Source organism: Maledivibacter sp., assembly GCA_025210375.1.
In the GTDB taxonomy this organism is placed as follows: domain Bacteria; phylum Bacillota; class Clostridia; order Peptostreptococcales; family Caminicellaceae; genus JAOASB01.
The window spans coordinates 1-19095 of the sequence record JAOASB010000012.1 but is presented as its reverse complement, the minus strand read 5'-3'; the positions used below and the strand labels follow the sequence as shown (position 1 = coordinate 19095).

General features: G+C 32.9%; 9 protein-coding genes. All 9 read right to left on the bottom strand.

Translation table 11 applies throughout. The annotated features are described in order from the left end of the window. Window positions 1-433: 433 nt before the first annotated feature. Window positions 434-3760 (bottom strand): S-layer homology domain-containing protein, encoded by a 3327-nt coding sequence (locus N4A68_03845; protein MCT4563438.1) that lies wholly within the window; start codon window positions 3758-3760, stop codon window positions 434-436. A 637-nt stretch (window positions 3761-4397) separates the two neighbouring features. Continuing rightward, window positions 4398-7313 carry an EAL domain-containing protein gene (locus N4A68_03840; GenBank protein ID MCT4563437.1) on the bottom strand — a complete coding sequence of 972 codons (2916 nt, stop codon included), beginning with the start codon at window positions 7311-7313 and terminating at the stop codon, window positions 4398-4400. A 901-nt stretch (window positions 7314-8214) separates the two neighbouring features. Then, window positions 8215-8679 carry a MarR family transcriptional regulator gene (locus N4A68_03835; protein MCT4563436.1) on the bottom strand — a complete coding sequence of 155 codons (465 nt, stop codon included), beginning with the start codon at window positions 8677-8679 and terminating at the stop codon, window positions 8215-8217. Between the two features lie 173 nt (window positions 8680-8852). Next, entirely contained in the window at window positions 8853-13880 is a 5028-nt protein-coding gene (locus N4A68_03830) for an S-layer homology domain-containing protein (protein MCT4563435.1), read from the bottom strand. A gap of 194 nt (window positions 13881-14074) precedes the next feature. Continuing rightward, on the bottom strand, window positions 14075-14965 hold the full coding sequence (locus N4A68_03825; GenBank protein MCT4563434.1) for a response regulator: 891 nt from the start codon (window positions 14963-14965) through the stop codon (window positions 14075-14077). After that, a complete protein-coding gene (locus tag N4A68_03820) occupies window positions 14965-16746 on the bottom strand; it encodes a histidine kinase (protein MCT4563433.1) in 1782 nt (593 codons plus the stop codon). The genes N4A68_03825 and N4A68_03820 overlap by 1 nt, the downstream gene beginning before the upstream one ends. A 429-nt stretch (window positions 16747-17175) precedes the next feature. Continuing rightward, window positions 17176-17592: a type IV secretory system conjugative DNA transfer family protein gene (locus tag N4A68_03815; protein MCT4563432.1), complete on the bottom strand. Its 417-nt coding sequence runs from the start codon at window positions 17590-17592 to the stop codon at window positions 17176-17178. Between the two features lie 437 nt (window positions 17593-18029). Further along, the gene (locus N4A68_03810; GenBank protein MCT4563431.1) at window positions 18030-18317 is read right to left on the bottom strand and encodes a hypothetical protein; all 288 of its coding nucleotides are present in this window, start codon (window positions 18315-18317) and stop codon (window positions 18030-18032) included. A gap of 29 nt (window positions 18318-18346) precedes the next feature. Further along, window positions 18347-19095 (bottom strand): hypothetical protein (locus tag N4A68_03805; GenBank protein MCT4563430.1); only part of this gene is annotated, 749 nt, incomplete at its 5' end.

The window sequence follows — 19095 nt, the reverse complement described above, 5'->3', positions numbered from 1 at the left end:
TTTTTTTTATATACATATGTGACATTATTTATTATTTACTTTTAAAACATTATACTTTCATTCCATTTTTTTACTTTTATAATAAAATATTTTTTCATAGGTATTAATTTTCAAAACAACTTACATATGACTATTTATAGATTTAGCTTGAATTATTATACAAAACATAATCCGCCGGAAGCTTAGGGACAGAGTTATCGCTTCTATACATTGTCTGAATCCTATTTACTTATACACCTATGTTTCTAGTTAATTACCTCGTTGATACGCCTTTTTTCTCCAATATCTTTTTTGATACTTTCTTCATTAATATTTTCTTAATGAAAATATCTAAATCTTTCATTGTCAGTGTCTATATATCATAAATAAAATCACATAATTAAAAACCTCCCAATCACATAAAATGATTGGAAGGCTTTTAATTTGTAATTATCTAATCATTTATCAAGCCTGATTCTACCAATAGGTTTCTAATGGCTGTAGCAGCTTCTGCATATGTTAATGTCCCCTGTGGAACAATTGTATCCTTGGTTCTTCCATTAAATACACCTGCTCCAATTGTCTTTTCAACAAATTCATAGGCCCACTTTGAAATTTGATCTTGATCTTGATAGATTGTTATTATATTATCATCTATTTCATTAAGCTTTACTATATCCATGGCCCTTGCATACATTACCATTGCTTCTTCCCTGGTAATTTCTGCATCTGGTCTAAAGGTTTTGTCTGGATAGCCGTTTATGATACCATATTCAGTGGCTATAGTTATAGCGTCTGCTAATCCATCCCTTACCTCTACATCCTTAAATTTACCCTCTTCTGCTACACCAGTTCTGTATAAGCCTAGGGCCTTTGTTATATACTCTGCAAAATCTCCTCTGGTAATATGTGCATCGGGTACAAAGTCTTCTGGATTCTTAACTACAAGTCTTGATGCCATGTCATTAACATAAGCCTTAGACCAATGTTTTTCAACAGAATCCACGGTTATTGGGTTCCCAATTACAGAATAGGAAGAGTTTGTCAATGAATTCAATTTAGCATAGTATTTACCATTTTTCTTGAAGATTTCTGTTGGCACATGGGAGAAGGTACCATCCTTATTATACACAATACCTGTTGTTATTTTTTTTGGATCAATACCCCCTGGTATTTCCATAACTCTATTTACATAATTTGAAAACTTGGATATTTTCACTTCTTTTTTTGATGTTTTAGCTACAATAGTGAAATCAACTGGTGGAAAAACAATTTTATAGTTCTGGTTCTCCGCATTTTTCATTATTTCCTTAGCAAGCTTTTCATCTACCTTATCTATCTTAATATCTAGTTTAATATCATCCAAGTTCTTCTTCTTTACGTCCAGAAGCTCTGCAATATTTTCAATATCTATTTCCTTTGCAGGAACTATATAATCTATATTATCTGCTTGAACGGAAAGCTTAAACTTATTATCATCTAATTTTTTTACAACATCTCCAGTAAATTCTACTGTAAGCTTATCGGCATTTTTTGATGTTACAGGTACTTCCACAAGGTTATCTATGCTGTCAGTTGATTTTTTATTTTTTAATATACTATCTATCTTGTCATTAAGAACTTTTTCATTAACATCAACCTTAGCAACTAAGAGTCCATCGACTCTATTTTCCTTTGAAGTTCCTGCTGTTTGAGATACACCATTTACTATTACAGTTGCCCCAGGAGTGGATTTTGATTTATGCTTGGATTTATGGCTTGGAGGATTGCTTCTTGATACCTCCAAAGTATACGTTTTAGTTGTAGTTTCATCCTGTGCTGTGACTACTATTTGAATGACATTCTTCCCATAGCTTAGGCTTATATCGTCACTTGTATCACCACTGTTTACTGCTGCTCCATTGACTTTTATTGTTGCATTTTTATCTTCTACCGTTGGAGTTATTTTTATGGTCCTTGTATTATGGTCAACGCCTAATACATATGAGGTTGTATTACTTGCAAATTTAGGTGTTAGTTCTTTATCCTCAATATTTAATGCACTTAAATTTGCGTTACTAGATTTTTCTTCAACACCTAAATCATTTAATGCGTCGTCTAAATCGGGATTCAAGCTGCTATACATTGTAACTGTTTTTGTTTCCCCTGCTGGTATATCTCCAATTTTGAAGGTGAGATGTATGTTTGTATCATTAGTACTTTCTTCTGTTATTAGTGCATCACCGTCTTCAACCCATAGATTATTAGAATATGGATCTAAAATAGGTGCAGATGCAATTGCTGCCCTTGCACTATTGTCCTTTGCCATATATATAAAAGGTTCATCGGTTACTGCACCTTTAGCAATAACTACTGCTGTACTAGCTTTGGGAGGATTTTTTATAACTGAATTTTTAGTATCATACCTATTATGTTTATCAGCATCTTGGTCGGGATCCACTGAGCGTGTATATCTCACATCATAAAGGGTAGAATCACTTAAATTCTCTACAGTAACTTCGTTATTAAAGAAAGTATCATTTACTTCAAACCAAACTTTCTGGGTGATTTTTAGCTTCTTATCTTCAGTTGTTCCTATAGAAATTGCCTCTAAAATATTTCCTGAACTACCATCAACAATAGATATATCGTTAATATCATTCTGGGGTGATCCACTGTTATAATTTTTTAATACCAATGGTTCTGCTTCTTTAGTTAGTTTGTACCCAAGCCCAAACCCTTCTACTGGAGAGCCTGGAAGAAAGAAATCTCCTGTTGTAGATTCCTTTCCATTGTCAAAACCATCGCCATCTACTTGCATTCCTAATCTATTACCATAACCTATAGGATGAAATCCATCGGGTGCAGCTACAGTTGTTCCAAAGTATCCCATAGGAGAAATTCCTAGTTCAATATACTTACCACCTAAGAATACATTTCCCTCTTTTAAAGCATGCCTAACATTAGGGTTAATCTCTTGAGGTGTTACAGCTTCTGATGCCTCTGACTCATTACTATCTCCCACACTATTTGTCGCTTTTACCGTAAAGGTATATTCTGTTCCATTTGTCAATCCAGTTACAATTATGGGACTGCTATCTCCTTTTTTTGTTATGCCCCCTGGACTTGATATAACTGTATACCCTGTTATCTCTGCCCCTCCGTTATCCTCAGGGGCTGTAAAGCTTACAGCCACTTGCTTATCTCTTGCGGCCACCGATACTTCTGTGGGTACTCCCGGAACTGTTTCCTTTGGCGTAGCTTCTTCACCGCCTTCACTTGGCTCCTCTTCCCCATTTTCCTCTGGATCTACTGGATTTTCATTGGGCTGTTCATCATCTCCCTCTGGCTTTTCTTCTGCAGGTGCTTCTGGTACAGATGCTTCTTCATTAGGCTTTGCCTCACTGGCCTGTGATCCGGAGCTTTCTTCCCCATCAGTATCTCTTGTCACTTCTCCACTATTTTCTTCAGGCTCTGCTAAGCTTTCACTATTTTGTTCATCCTCTACCTTTGGCTTTTCTTCTATGGTTGTTTTAGGTACAGATACTTCTGGGTCAGACTTTTCTTCACTTTCCTGTAATGGAGAACCCTCTTCCTCCCCGGTATCTTTTATTACCTCTTTACCATCTACTTCAGTATCTATTGAATTTTCATCAGTTTGATCATTTCCACCATCCGCCGGTACTTCAGGTGCTTTAGCTACAGGTTCAGCATATGAAATACCAAAGCTACCAAACCCAAACATGCTCATAATCATACATAATACGAGCATATTTGCTATGTGTTTTTTTGTTCTCTTCATTAAATTTCCTCCTTAGTATATAATTTTACAAAATATCTAGAACCAGAATCCAAGCGAAGCTAAGGGACGAAGCTAAGGGACGGAATTTCTGCTTCTAGACATTGTTTTACAATTTTCAAATTTTATTTACTGATATGCCTGCAATTCTAGTCATTATTTTTATCACATGGGAGAATTGCATAACTCTTACTTGGAGCCTAATATAGGAATATTATTCTTGATTTTACTTCCTAAATCTACCTTTTTGTCGAATAATTTCATATTTTATCATATTGTTCTCAACAAATTCTCAACAATTGTCTAACAACTCATATTTAGAAAAGAAAGAAGCTAAGGGACGGTAGGATGTATGAAGGCACTCAACCTAACAACAGAAATATAGAAAAAATTAGTATAATGATGGCAAAGCTAGTAAATCAAAAGTGAATATTAATGACAAGGTATGTAGGGAATATAAATGAAAAACGATCTGGTTTGATATTAATGGATTTAGATAATAAAAAGAGGACCAAGCCTTGCATACTTTCGCATAGGAAAAACGAAAGTGTGAATGCTGGGTCCTTTATATTAGGATAATTGTTTAGGCAATTTTGCACATCCTGCCCCTTTGCTTTATGAGCCTTCCTTAAGATTATTTTTAGGAAAGCTTTATCTTATCTAAAAAATTGTGATCATGTATTTTTTCTACCTTATCTACTTCTACAGGTTTACTGAATAAATATCCTTGAATGTAATTACATCTCTCTTCCTTCAACCTCTTATATTGTTCAATATTTTCTATTCCCTCTGCCAGCACTTCTAAATTCAAGCTATGGGCAAGTGAAATAATATTAGCCATTACTGAAACATTTTCTATTTCTAAGAACTTATCACATAATGATTTATCTAGCTTTATTTTATCTACTGGTAAAAATGTTAAATAACTAAGAGATGAGTATCCTGTTCCAAAATCGTCTAAAGCAATTCTTATACCTAAGTCCTTTAATTTATTTAAAAATACTATAGTTTCTTTTTTGTTATCTAAAAAAATACTTTCTGTAATCTCTATTTCTATATGTTTAGCTTCTACCTTCGTTTCTCTTAATGTATCCTTTAAAAATTCAATATAGTTTAAATCATTTAACTGTTTGGCTGAAAAATTAATGGCTATAAGTTTTATATCCATGCCCTTCCCTTGCCATACTGCCATTTGTTTAATAGCTTCTTTTGTAACCCACTTTCCAATTTCCACAATCATACCGTTTTCTTCTGCCATAGAAATAAATATATCTGGTGAAATATTATGATCTCTCAACCTCAAGAGGGCTTCAAACCCTACAATTTTCCCTGTATAAGTGCATATTTGAGGTTGGTATACTAACTTGAATCCACCTTCTTTTATTGCATTTCTTAATATATTCTTTATTTCAAGTTGTTTCTTTAATTTCTCATTCATTTTCTCATTAAAGAACAAATAATTGTTTTTTCCTGAATCTTTTATTTTATACATTGCCATATCTGCATTCATAATCAATTGATCAGCATCGTTACTATCAGAAGGATATAAAGTGATTCCTATGCTAGCACTTATATAGATTTCATTTCCTTCTATGATCATTTTATCCTTAAATATATTCGTTATTTTCTTTACATAAAATTCTATCTTCTCAATATCCTTTTCGCCTTCTATTAAAAGAAGAAATTCATCTCCACCAAACCTTGATATAAATACTTTTTCACTTTTTGTATTTATGAGTTCATCTGCAACTCTTTTCAATACTTTGTCCCCATTTACATGACCTAAAGTATCATTAATTTGCTTAAAATCATCTAAATCTAGTAATATTACAGCTCCTGATTTATTTTCAACAATTGCTTCATGAAGTTTTTTAAAAAATAATCTCCTATTAGGTAAGTTTGTTAAGGGATCATTGTAAGCAAGCTTCTCTATATATGCTTCCTGTTTCTTTAATGTTGTTATATCTAGTAAAATACCATTTATAAACTCAATTTCCCTATTTTCATCGTAAATTCCCTTTCCACGAATTAATATGTTTTTTATATCACCATCCTTATCTTTTAAATTTATTTGATTATCTATCTCCTCTTTTTCTCCGTTTTCATATTCTATAAAGGACTTTATTAACTTCTCTCTATCTTCAACACTTAGATACTTTCTAAGAACTTCCTCGATTTTTTCTGATTTTTGATAGGGAATATCAAAGATAATATTAATTTCTTGAGAAAAATAAATTGTTTTATCCTTTAAATTTATTTCCCATACAGCACAATTTGTACCTTCAATAGCAATTGAATATTTCTGTTTTAAACTTTCTAATTTTTTAGTATAGTTTTGTATTTCATAATATTGCGCTCTTATTTCTTCTTCTGATGCTGATAACTGCTGATATGCAGCTATTATCTCTTCGTTTGATGCCTCTAACTCTTGTTGATTTTCTTTTAATTGATAGAAATAATTGTCTATTTTATCTAGCAAATTGTTAACAGAAATAATCACTCCTCCAAAAGGATCATTATCCAATAAGGGGATTCTAAATGGCAAATTATTCTCTACATCTATTTCATTAATTTGTTTATTTAATCGATTCACAGGTTTTATAAGATTTATATTCTGTACCCACAAGAATATAAAAAACATAATAAAAGCTATAATAAATGATGTTATAAAAATAGTATAAATATAAACATATACTTGTTTCATGGAAATTCCTATTACCAAAATCCCTGTAATTTCCTCTTTGACAAATATGGGAACTGATAATTCCAATACTTTAGCATCTATCTCATCACAATATAACTCTTTCATATTCACATTTCCATTTATAATATCTTCAAATTCTTGTTCATTATCATATGAAGTACCTATGTATTCTATATTTGAATCTACAACAGTTTTTAAATTCTTATCTATAATTGTTGCATAAGCAATATTTTCTTCTTTTCCTAATTCTCTAACCAAAGTCTGATAACTGAATTCTTTTGTTAATTCCTCTATGTTTTTGGCTAAGACCCCTACTTGAACAATATACCCATTTGAATTCTTTATGGCTCCATATTTAATGGGAATTCCAAACTTTGCATCAAGTCTTATCTCCTCCAATAATTCTTCATTATCACTTAATGAAAACTCATCCAGTGGATGACCTTTTGGAGCAACCCAACCTCTATATCCTTCAACGGTTGTATATAGAATTTCTCCTTTTTCATTCATCCAATGCAATTCATCTACATTTAATTCTTCCTTTAACTCTATTAAAAATGATTCATTTAATTCCTTTTCATTGTTTATCACGATTTTTCCCGCTATCCTGATTTTTTCTTCAAGCATTTCTTCTACTACATCTAATGCCCTATTATTTCCCTCAATCTGTCTAGTTGTCTGTTTAACTAGATTTAGTCCTGATTGCTTCATCTGGGATAACATTAATTTCTTACTTATACAAAAACTGGATACACTTACGATAAGGACAACTAATAACACAATAAATAAAGGTGTATATATTAATTTATATTTATTTACTACGTTTTCTTCTTTTTTACCTATTTTTTTCATAAGCTTACCCTCTTATTACAATTTAATTACCTAAGTTTTCTACAAACAACAAATATGTAATTTAATAAAAATTCCATGATATATTTACCACAAAAATAATTGAGGAAATTGCATAACTCTTACTTGGCACAATTGCATATGCGAATATCATCCTTAATTTAATTACTTAGGATATAAGCATATTTGGTGGCATAGCTTTGAAGATTTTTAAACTACATGTAGTAGATGGTTTTTATAGAAAGTAATTATGCAATTTGCTCAATTAACAGAAAGGCGGCATCTCACCTATGAAAAGTATATGATCTAAACTAGATGAGAATAAAGTAGTAAATACTTCTGCATGTCTAGTTTCAGTTATTAAGTTTATATAGTTTTCTAAATACTACCTAGTTATTTGTACAAAATCTAGGTAATTAAAATTCCATTATTTTAATCTCATTATATCAAGTTATCATTATTCCGTAAACCAAAATAAACCTTAGATAGAGGGCAATCGCCCCCATAATAATATCTAAAGTTATAAGGAACACTATATTCGTGTGGCATACTTACACATAAATGTACTTGGTCACGAAATACTGTCCCCTTGATTTTGAAACCTCATTTTTATTTGTTATTCATGGTTTTCCATTACAAATATGCACTCAGAAGCCCCATCTACCATTCTATTATTGATTCCATTACGGTGAAAAGTAATTTTTTCTGGCAAGTAAGAATTAAATATAGCATTATCAATGCTACACATTATTGTTGTAAGTTCAGGCACCTCTAAATGCTTGAAAAATTCATAAAACATACATTTAGTTACTTTGTACACATATTTATAATCATTGGACTGGAGGGTTTAGCAATATTGTCTATATTAGTCTTTAACATAACTATCATCCTCTCTCTACAACTACTATTTTGCGTCTATTTTTTCTATATGCTCCACCAAGTAATCTTTAGTAAATCCAAACATTTTTAATATAGTTTCTTGATTTTCATCAATAAATTTTAAAAATTCTTCAGGGGGATCGCCAAAAAAGTCTTTATGAAATTTTTCATGTCCATCATAGGCAAGCAGCCCTTTTTCACTCAATTTAAAATAAGTATTTTTATTGTTGTCGGGCTTTTTGTACCGACTCAATAATTCTTTCTGCCCTAGCTTGTCAATTATCTTAAAAATGGCCCCCTTTGTAACTCCTAATCTTTGTGCTATCTCAGTCATATTACTTTCATTATTGTCTTGAATAAAAACTAATGTATGTATCTCAGATGGGTGTAGCTCTATTCCATTATATTTTCTTTTAACCTTCTCTGTCTTCTTAATAAGCTCCATATATAGGCCGGAGACTTCCATAAATTCTGCAATTATTTTTTTCATTGATAACCCTCTTTCTTTATTAATAAACATTCTTGTAATACTGGTATACTAAAATAGTAATATAGGTATACTATTCTGTCAAGTTTTTTGGAGAAGGATGATCTACAAAAGACTCTATAACCCGTTAAGGTCATAGAGTCTTTCACTCTCAATACCCAGTCTCTGTGAATGTACTATCTTCTGCCGTTATCATCACCGATTTGTACTCCTTCAGTTCCGTTAAACCAATATAGAATAGGTCTGTCTATTCCCATTTGCCAGTAATAACCGTCATTATCTTTTTCTGTTCCTGTATTGTCTATATCAGGAGTGAAATCCCACTGGTTATAGGGTGAATTACTGCTACTGCTATCTTTGAATTGTTCTGCTGTTATATCTGCACCCTTCTCATTATCAGTAGCACCACCTGATATAGCAATGGCAGAGCCACTTGCTGTCACCGTCATGGATGAGTTGGCATAGTTATTGGTTAGTGTTCCTCCACCAGCCCCTACTACTCTACTAACATAATCTGAAGTATGACTTAAAGAGCAATTAAATGCAATGCAATTTTCAACTTTATCATTTCCATTATTTCCGATTAAACCTCCTAATCCTACGAGCCCGATCTCTGTACTAATCCCAATTACATTTCCTGTACTATAACTGTTACTTACTTGTCCATTAAAATTACACCCTATTAATCCTCCTAGGGAATTTCTCCCTTTTACATTTGCTGTACTGTAGCAATTACTTATTTTCTCATCATTCTCTCCCATTAACCCTCCAACACAATACCCTTTTCCTTCTATATTCCCTGTACTATAACTATTGCTTACTATTGCCCCTTCCGAGTTCCATCCTACTAATCCTCCTACACCAGCATTTCCTGTTACTTTACAATTTTCAATTCCTATATTTTTTATTACAGTTGTTTTTGTTTTACCGAATAAACCTATATCATCTTCACTGCTTCGATTAATATATAGATTCTCAATTTTATAGCCACCTCCATTAAAGTTCCCTGTAAATGGACTTCCATCTTTTCCTATGGACTTAAACCCTACATCTGTATTGCCTGATTGTTTTAATTCATCATAGATAGTTTCACTGCTATCACTATCCCCATCTGCATCTATACTTGTATCATCTGGATTTCGATAGCTATCTCTATTATTAAAATCTAAATCATTCATTAGAACATAATCTTCTGATAAAGATGCAGTATCGTTACCTATGGCAACTAAATCTTCTATTCTCCATAAACCTATTGGATTACTGCTACTGCTTTGATTTGTAGCTACTACGTATTGACCTGATGAATCTTTTTCCACTCGTGTTCCTAATGCAGGTAAGTGTGATTGTCCACTTATGGTTATTTCTAGCTGACCATCAACACCTGAACCATCTTTTGCAGTGGTTGTTACGGTTACTGTACCGTTATCTACTGCTGTTAATAAGCCTGTTTCTGATATTGTCGCTTTACTTTCATCACTTACCGACCATATCACTTCTTTATTATCAGCATTTGTTGGTAATACTTCTGCTGACATTTGTAGTGTACCATCATTATCGGTGATTGTAGTCGAATCTCCTTGTCCTGTTACGGTTATGGAGGTTACTTTAACGATACCCTCTCTTGTTATGGTTAGTGTATATACCTTAGTTGTACTTCCATCTTTTGCTATTACTTTTAGATAGGCTGTGTTAGTTCCCATAGATAAAGTAAGCTTTTTGTTTCCTATTTCTGTTGTACAGCCACTATCACTATATAGTTTCCAAGTTGCCCCACTACTTACTGTCACATCTATTGTTATCTCGGTTGTTCCGTTATCCACTGTTTTGTTTATCGCAGTATTATCTGTACCACCTATTGTAGGGTTTGATGGTACATTCCATGATGCTACATCACACGCTGTTGATATAACAGGTATATAGCTATCATTAAGGTATGGATATGTAACACCTTCTTCTATTAGCCATACAGTATTTTGTCCGCTTCCTGCCTCAGATATATCCCAACCTGTAAAGGTCGCTATTTGTTTTAGCTCTTCTGTAGTTTTGGCTTTTAATGAAGTGTTTACTTTATATCCAATAGGTACTAATGTCTCGTTACCTGTTATGTTGTAAAAGGCATTGATGATATTCGGATCACCTATACAATTACCTATAAACGCACCTTTATCGCCATTCTTGATTGTTACCTTACCTGCACCATAGACATTATGCAGCTTCGTTGTTCCTGATTCAAACCCTATAAAATTTCCGGATTCATGCCCACTGTTAACATCGCTGGTTGCATAACTATCTTGTATATGATTTTCTGCAATTGTCCAAGCAATAAAACCACCTATCCAACTTGTAGTACTTATCTTACTATTTATATCCCCTGTAGCATAGCAACGACTTATCTTACTGTTCATGGTCGCACTAGCAAATCCTGCGCTATACGTTGAACCATAAATATCTCCAATTGCATAGCTATCTTCTACTATACTATCTTGTATCCAACCTACAAAACCTGCCATTACTGCATCTTCATCGATTTTAACTCCACTACCTGAATCAGGATCAAAATCACCAAATTTACCCATATCACCTGTTGCATAGCAGTTATCTATCTTTACATTTATTAATCGCCCTGCAAAACCGCCTACTCCATCTTGTGCTATTGCTGTATCTAAATAACCAGGGCTCTTTAGGAAGTCATACATTCTTACAGAGGTATTTGAATTACTAATTTCTATTTTACCCATTGGTGTCCCTGTGCCATCTACTATACCAATCAAACCTCCTGCAAGAGTTGTTCCATAGGATGTACGAACTCCACCCCCACCTTGAATGGTACCTGTCACCTGACAATCGCTGATACAAATATCTCCATTGGTAGGAACCTTAGATTCTTTCGAGTTATTAATTTCGCCGATTAATCCACCTGAATTATCTCCAATTGCCCATCCACTTATCTTCATATCAAGATTTTCTACTTTGTTATCCACTATTTTAAGTAATTCACTGGTTGAATTATTTAGCTGCCCTATTAAGCCTCCCATTAATCTAAAAGAATAATTATTTTTAGTGATATCATCTTCTGCTCTTAGAGTAATATCTTTGATTGTACACCCTTTTACCGTTCCACCATCGACTATACCTGAAAGTCCACCTAGATTTTTTGCCCAAATCTCAATGGAATCTTCATCAAGTACTAATTGAAAATCTTCTACCTTTAGGTTCTCAAATACTGTACTAGTGCTATCTCCTATATATCCACCTATAGCACTTTTCCATTCACCGTGAAACTTAACAGGAAAAAGATTATAATCCACATGTTTGATTTCACTGTCTGCAATCCTTGCCCCATCTGATGCACCCGCTAATACCCCTGAATAGGATGATGTTTTCATCTTTACTGTGTCAATATTTATATGGGTTATCTCTGCACCTTGTCCTAGTTTACTAAAGAATCCTTGATATTCTTCATCTCTTTCTATGGTTAGATTACTGATGGTATATCCTTCTCCTGTGAATTTTCCTGTAAAGGCTATCGGGCTTTCCTTATAGTATCCAATTGGTTCAAAATTTTCGCCTACTAAGTCAATATCCGCTACGAGCATATATTTTTTATCCATTCCACCTGTGTAGGTATCTTCGTACTTCGTACCTAATCCAAATGTTTGGTCAGTATTACTGTTGATCTGTTTTAGTTCTTCTTTGCTTGCTACGGGTATCCAGCCATCCTTTATTTTTATTGCTATTGGGTCATTGTTTAGTATAACTCCCACTGTCTGGCTAGTTATTTCTCCCTTGTAGTTTCCTGTTCCTGTTGCTACTACACGTATATTTTTGCCTACGTCATCTACTGTTAGTGTATATGTAGATGCCGTTGCCTTTACTATGTCTATATAAGTTCCTGCCACTTCTTCTCTTTGCCACTTATAGGTTGCTGTTGCTCGTGCAGGTGAAATATTAGCAGTTAGTGTTTCTCCTTGTTTTATTTGCCCTGCTATATTTACTTTTGTAATGTTTGTCTTGGTAGGTTGCTGTGAGCCTGAATTACTCCCTCCACTGTATGGTCTTTTATCATCCGTTTTATAGGTAATATCTTTTTTGCCTATTGTTACAGATATTTTTTTATCGCTTACTTCTACATATTGTGGTTTCTTTTCTATGGTTACATCTTTTGTTTTTACATAGGCTTTTTGAATTTTTCCTTGTCCTGTCCAATTGGATTTTGACCTAATATCTGCTTTTTTTATTACTGACTTTTTATCGGTGTTTATGGTAGCTTCTGATTTTACTTTTACTTCTTTTACATTTGTACTCACCATATTTATTGTTGGCTTTTCCTTTGCCTTTGTTATGATAAGCTTACCTACTTCTACATTTTCAAGCTGGATAGGATTTTTCTCTGTTCCTCCCTCTATTTCTACTTTGCCTTTTAGTTTACTATCTTTAATATTTAGTTTTCCATTTACTCCTGCACTGATATATATATCCGCCTCTGTTTCTAAGTTTTCTATTGTTATATCAGGGTTTATAATGGTTATCTTCTTTGCATCCTTTGGAATGTTTTTTAAGTCTTCTTGACTTGTTACGATGTATCCTAATACCGCTTCAGTTATTGCTAGTATTTCTGCTCTATTGATTACTTTGTTCGGTTTGAATTTTCCGTCTGGGTAGCCTTGTATATAACCCATCTTAGAGAATTCCTTTATATTGTTACGATTTTCTTCCGCTAGATTTTCTATATCACTATAAGTTATTGATTTATTTGTTTTTGATTGTTCTTCCATATCTAATATGAGGGCCAGCATGCCAATAACATCATCCCTTGTTGCTTCTTTGTTCGGTTCTGCGGTTAAACCCTTCACATAGTCATAGTATTTTGCCTTTGCTGTATCTTCTGCATACCAAGCTTTTTCATTAATATCGTTATAGTTATCATTGGATTTATTTTTTAGTCCAAAGTAACGGTTAATAACGGATATGAGTTCACAACGCTTCATCCCTTGATCTGGTTTGAATGTACCATCTGGATATCCTTTTAGCATACCTTTCTTGGCATGTTTTATAATGGTATCTTCCGCCCAGTGTCCATTTATATCACTAAATATTTCCTTATCATTGGTTTGTGCAAATGCTACATTTGGAAATATACTAGATACTATAATAGCTACTGCCATTATATACGTTACTATTTTGTTCCTAGATATTCTTATCATTCTTCTTAACTCCTTTTCCTGTGTATTCTTGGTTTTTGCAAGGCCATTCCCTCTATTTTAAAATGATGTTTATTATACACTACAGTACCTTTACAAACCCTTTGCAAAACTACAAATATACAAAGTTTTGGCATAAAAAAATCCTAGAAAATGCCGTTGTTTTAACATTTTCTAGGATTTTTATTTTATTATTTTCAGCTAACAAACTCATTAATTCTATTTTTCAATTGGTCATATAGTAATGTTAATGAATACTCTTTTTCTCTAATCCATTCGTAGTATTGTCCATCTAAAAGTGGTTCTGAATAATATCTTAAAATTTCATATGCTTTATGGATATTTTCCTTGTTAATTGCACCTATATTCTCAACATCTTTTATAAACCTATCTATATCAATATCTACTTCCTCCATCTTAATTCTCATCTTGCCTTTGATAGACTCTATTGGGAAATCAAAACCATTTTGCTCGGATTGTTTTTTTAAGTAATGGTAAGTTAAGTATAGATTTGACTTGCTTTTAGATGTTTCCAAATCCGGCCATAATACACCTGCAATCTTAGCTTTAGGGATAAATTCACCTCGGCAACAGGCTAAGTAAGCGATTAATTCTTCTACTTTTTTTGTTCTCCAATTAATATTCAATACAGTACCATTCATTTTTATAGAAAATGCACCAAGGCACTTGATAGATATTTTGTTATTACCACTGCTTTTTTCTTCTGTTTTATTACTATTTTTCAATCGTTTGATGGTCTTTTGTAGTCTTTCTTTACGTATAGGTTTTACAATATAATCGGAAGCATTTAATTCAAAGGCTTCAACAGCATATTCATCATAAGCTGTAACGAATACAATTTGTGTCAATGGACATACTTTTTTTATCTGTGTAAATAATGATGTGCCTTTTATCTCTGGCATGTTAATATCTAGAAAAACGATATCTGGTTTAAGCTTTTCGACCTCTTCAAGGGCTATACTTTCATCTTCATACATACCAACAACATCAATATCTCCTAATTCTAATAGTTCCATTTCAAGTCCTTTTAATGCATAATATTCATCATCTATTAATATGGCTTTCATTATTTATCCATCCCCTTTGGTACTAGAAATGAAACAGTTGTTCCTTCTCCTAATGTACTTTTTATATCTAGTTTTTGTTTGTAGAGTTCATATAGTCTTTTGTTAATATTTGCAATCCCAATTCCTTTTTCTTTATATCTTTTCCCTTTCATTAAACCCGTTATCATTTCTCCTGTCATACCTATACCATCATCTCCAACTTGTATTCTATACCCCTCTTCGGTTTCCTTGATACTTAGTATGACATGACTTGTCCCTTTATTTTTTCTAATACCATGAATGATAGCATTTTCTACTAATGGCTGTATAACAAGTGGCGGTAGGTTAAAATCCATGTCATCATCTATATTATATGTCATGGTTAATTTATTTCTAAACCTAATTTGTTCTATTCGTACATAGGCTTTTACACATTCCATTTCATCTTTAAGGGATATTACTTTTTTATCTACTGAAATATCAAATAAATGTCTTAGTAAATCGGCTAAGTCTAGTACTGTCTCTCTTGCTTTTTCACTATCTATTTTACATAAACTGCTAATAACATTTAGTGTATTGTATAAAAAGTGGGGTTTTATCTGAGCATGTAAAAAAGCAAATTCATAGGATCTTGCATCACTTTCTACTTTTTGATATTGTCTTATTAAATCAATGGATATGAAGATAGCTTGTAGGGATATCGTAATCAACACAAGATGCAGGGTTATAATATTGTTAGAAACAAGACCTAAATTCCTAAATAAGCTTAATATCATACTTACACTCATACATGTCCATCCTAATAGAAACAGTTTAGCTTGAGGCATACCTGCTTTAAATGCTTTTACCGTTGCCATCATCATAATGACAGCTCCTATGCTTGCCATATTGTGTGCGTAAAAATTAGCTATTGTCGGTTGCTCAATTATGCTGAACAAAATAATGCTACTACCATAAATTATCAATATCCCTTTTAATAACTTATCGTAGGTTCTTAATTTATCTTTTGTCTGAAAAAATTCTCTAAAAAATACAACTATCATACCCATGCCCACAAGTGATAATATGATGGTGTTATTCATTATTCCATAAGCCTTTTCAGGTATAAATACATTATATATGCCACATAGATTTCCTTGATAAATCATCATAGAAGCAGTATATAATAAGTAAAATAAATACGCTCTATTTTTAAGTTGAATAAACATGACAAAGTTTTGAATCATGACAGCTATTAAAACTCCAAAAAGGACACCATATAGGAGTAGATACTTACGTTTAATATTTTCAAATTCATCACTTGATAAAAATGTGATTCTATAATTCTGCGTAAATTTCGAATGTACTTTTAGGTATATGTACTCATGTCTTTCAAATCCCTCATTCATTTTGAATACGGGATAAAAAAATCTTTCATCTTGCTTATGATTACCATAACCCCAACCCGACGATAACTTTCTATATCCTTCTTTATCCCTTTGAGGTAAAAATGCAATGGCTTCTTTCACTGTTGGATTATATATAGATATATACTCTTTCCCTTTAAAATCTCTATTTATTATCTTCATCCTTATCCAATAAGTGGATGTGCTATTGCCAAAACTAAAATCACCTGTATAGTTGATTTTCTCTTCACTACTGTAGAATTTATCTTTTACTTGATCAAACTCCATCTGATTACTTTCATCTTCATAATATTCAAACTCAAAATTTCTATTATATGGTTCTTCACTATTCCCTTCATAAAAAAATCCTATTAATATCAACACTAGTAATAGAGCTGTTACTATAATTTTTTTCACAAGTAAAACCACCTTTTTACTAAATGTCCTGATTATATTTCTGGTTCAAGCTTTTATTAATTCTAAAAAGTAATTGTTCTTTAAGGCTATTTCTAATCACTTTGATTTATAGATTAATTTGCTTTTTCTACTAAGTCTAATATGCTTTTGAACATCTTATGATTAACAACTTCTACTTAATATAAGATTGTAATCTATTCCTTTTGTTTTCGCCTTTTGTAAGAACGATAGCTCATAAGGTTTGGTTTGTTGAATGCATTCCTTCATAGGATATATCGTCATATCTATATCCGTTGTTAATTTTTTTCATTTTGTAATGCTCAGCTATTAGTTCTAAATGACCGCTTTATTTGTACTGCTCTTCTAAAAAGCATGATATGTCAAGTAATGCCTGTCCGTACATTTTGATATTAGGTGCTAGAAAATCTACTACTGAATGGGATACCCGGATTCATATTTTCTTGCTCGTTTTGCCACATCTCTTAGGAATATTAAAGATTGTGGCACTCTTAGATTAATCATTGGATAGCTTTCGTCGGCTATTAATAAAACTGATTCTGTTCTGTCTTTGGTCATGATATCCCAACACCATGTAAGTAAGTTAAAATATTGTGTTTTATTTATATTATCACTGGCATTTTGAAGAGAAAAGGTATCTAAGCATACACATCTTGACTCTACTTTTATACTGCTATGTCCTCTGAATAGAAAAGAATCTCCACCTATTGCTATGTCTTTAAGGAGTGTCGCTAGTTCTTTGTATTCTGCTGCTTTTTTGGTTTTTTCTAGGATTAACTGATATAGGTCTTTCATAATAGGAGCATCTTCATGGGGTTTTCTCATCATGTTTTGATGAATAGTGCCCTGTAGGATCATAATACTGTATGGGATTATTCACACAATAAGTATTCAAATTCAAACTAAGTGGATTATTCGCCCGTTCCCTGGGCACTCCTTTCACTAGGCACTGTGTACTCCCCTGAAATAAAACAACCCCACAAAATGAGAAATATCATTTCATAGGGTTAATAGTACAAATATTTTTACTCAAAATACTACTAAAATTGGTCGCCGATAAACAGCCATAATTCTTTTAGTGAATAGGTTAATGTCCCCATGTGCTGGATGTTTTTAGCCTCTAAGCATGTCTATTACATCGTAGCAACCAGTAGAACAGTCAGAATGGTTTATTTAATCCCTTTGTTATCTATCTAGCGGAATCGTATGTATATTTGTTTAGTATGATGTAAAACCTCCGTCCTTCTGTGTCACCGTAACCGTTGTCACATTTTTAGCCATTCTATGTTCTGATGCGTACTAGATTCTACATCTTCCATAGCTTCTTGAACTGTTGAGAAACCACCTCTTGATGTTGCAAATTTGCCTTTATCCATAATTGATTCTTGTAAAACGTAATAACACTCAACTTCTTTATCATCTGATAATTCTGGTAAATCTTCATAATCTCCAGTTCCATAAAGTATGTGCCATTTAACAATTCTAACTTTATATTCAACAGATTCACTATATTTACATATCCCTTCTTTAACAACTTCTGCATTCTTAAACATACTATATTACCTTCCTTTTCTTAGTAAAATTACATAATTATACGTTCTATGAAACCGTATGGGTATGTTGGCCAATGTGCATCAGGACTATTGTATGGAACTTCATTACCATGAACATCAATTGATGGGCCTGTCCCTCCTCTACCAGGTCCTGTTCCTGGTAAATGACCATGACCATGGTTTATTCCAGGGCTATTTACATGACCATTGGGATTATTCCTCTGGTATGAAGATCCATTAGGATAAGTGGTTTCTGTATCTAATCCCCTATATCCCCCAGAATTAAATCCTCCATCTTTTGGTTTTATCATAGCATTACCATCGGGGTCAACATATATAGTTTCTACTTCACATCCTGTATTAGGATCAATAGTTGGTCCTGGTTGTTTGCCAGTTTTGGTATTAGCTCCACCCGTCTCCCCACTATTACCAATTTCATACTCATTATCTGTTTCTTCACTTTCATTTGTTCCACCTTTGACTTCATTTAGCCTTAATTCTTCTTCTGTTGGATCTCCAGCATAGATTGTAGATTTATGCCATACATAGCCCGCTGCTGCGGCTCCAGCCATTAAAGGATGGACTAAGTAACCTGCTTTATTCCCAAGTTCAGATATAGCTTCCTTTGCATGATGTCCTACTTCCCTTGCTATATCTCCAACTACCTTATATGCATCTATATCCGTTCCCGGGATATTTCTAATATTAGGTATTAGTTCTAAATCTAATGATGCTATTAATTCACTCTCTCCTCTAACAATATCATCATAATCGTATT